The organism is Pseudomonas moorei, from assembly GCF_008801475.1.
Taxonomy (GTDB): Bacteria; Pseudomonadota; Gammaproteobacteria; order Pseudomonadales; family Pseudomonadaceae; genus Aquipseudomonas; species Aquipseudomonas moorei.
Genome location: NZ_VZPP01000042.1, coordinates 1 through 1,393, shown reverse-complemented (window position 1 = coordinate 1,393; position 1,393 = coordinate 1). Strand labels below are relative to the sequence as shown.

General features: G+C 57.6%; 2 protein-coding genes. Both read right to left on the bottom strand.

Going from position 1 to position 1,393, the window contains the following annotated elements:
- Positions 1-596 (bottom strand): L(+)-tartrate dehydratase subunit beta (gene ttdB, locus F7R06_RS30640; RefSeq protein WP_151149733.1); only part of this gene is annotated, 596 nt, incomplete at its 3' end.
- Positions 593-1,393 (bottom strand): L(+)-tartrate dehydratase subunit alpha (gene ttdA, locus F7R06_RS30635; protein WP_151149732.1); only part of this gene is annotated, 801 nt, incomplete at its 5' end. The genes ttdA and ttdB, both read right to left, overlap by 4 nt.

The window sequence follows — 1,393 nt, the reverse complement described above, 5'->3', positions numbered from 1 at the left end:
CGTACCTGGGCGTTGATCTTCTCGATGATCGACCCCTTGCGCTCGTTGAAGCGCACCTTGTTCTGTTCGAACAGGTTATTGCCTTTGGTATCGATGGAAATGATCAGCGGGCCGAACTCGCGCACCCGGTTCACCCAAAGGGTTTCCGGCATGCCCAGATCTTGCCACTCGGCACGCTCGATTTCTTCCACCTTGGTGGCGGCCAACACCGCGCAACCGCCCGGGAATACCGCATGCACCGCCTTGTTTTCCAGGCAGCCAGCGGTTGTTTCCGGGCCCATGCCACCTTTACCGATGATCATTTTAACGCCAGTTTCTTCGATGAATTGGCGTTCAAATTTTTCCATGCGCATGCTGGTGGTTGGTCCGATCGACACCATCTCGAAGCTGCCATCATCTTTCTTACGAACAATAGGCCCAGCGTGAAAAATGGCCCCGCCCTTCAAATCTACGGGCAACTCGCGCTTAAGCTCAATCAGGCGACGGTGTGCCACGTCACGGCAGGTCACCAACTGACCGGTAAGGTAAACGACGTCACCGACATTGAGGCCTGCGAGATCTTCGTCCTTGATCGGGGTATTGAGGACTTTAATCACAGTACTACTCCTTCATGGGAGAGGATGTCGTAGGAAAGGTCGGCATTGATTCGGATCTTGCCCCGGCGATGCGCCCAGCAACCGGTGGACACGGCCACGCCAATGGTGGAAGGGTGGCGCGCGGATGACTCAATGTTCACCCCCATCACACTGCTGTTACCGGTCAGGCCCTGCGGGCCAATACCGACTTCGTTTAGGCCCTCCTCGAGGAGCCTTTCCATCAACGCAGCACTTTCATTGGGGTGGCTCGAATCCACCGGGCGCAGGATCGCCAGTTTGGACAAACGCGCTGCGGTTTCCACAGAAGTGGATACCCCCACGCCAACCAACAATGGTGGGCAAGCGTTCACGCCGCGGGACGTAATCACGTCGAAAACGAATTCGGTCACACCTTCATAGCCCTGGCCAGGCATCAACACCTTCGCCGAGCCTGGCAACGTGCAACCGCCACCGGCCATGTACACGTCGATCAATGCGTAGTCAGCGTCGGGGATGATTTGCCAGTCCAGCCACGGGATTTTTGAGCCCGTGTTGGTGCCGGTATTTTTCTCGACGAAAGTCTCCACCGCGTTGTGGCGCAGTGGACCCTTGATGGTCGCTTCCTTTGTTGCGTTTTCCAGGATGGTCTCCAGCTCGCCCAACAACGGAAACCGGGCACCCGCGCTGATGAAGTACTGAATCACCCCAGTGTCCTGGCAGCTGGGGCGGTCCAGCTTGTCGGCGTAGTCCTGGTTTTCGGCCATGGAGTCGTAGACGGCAATGGCCAGCGGATTGGTCTCCGCAGCGCGCAACTGGGC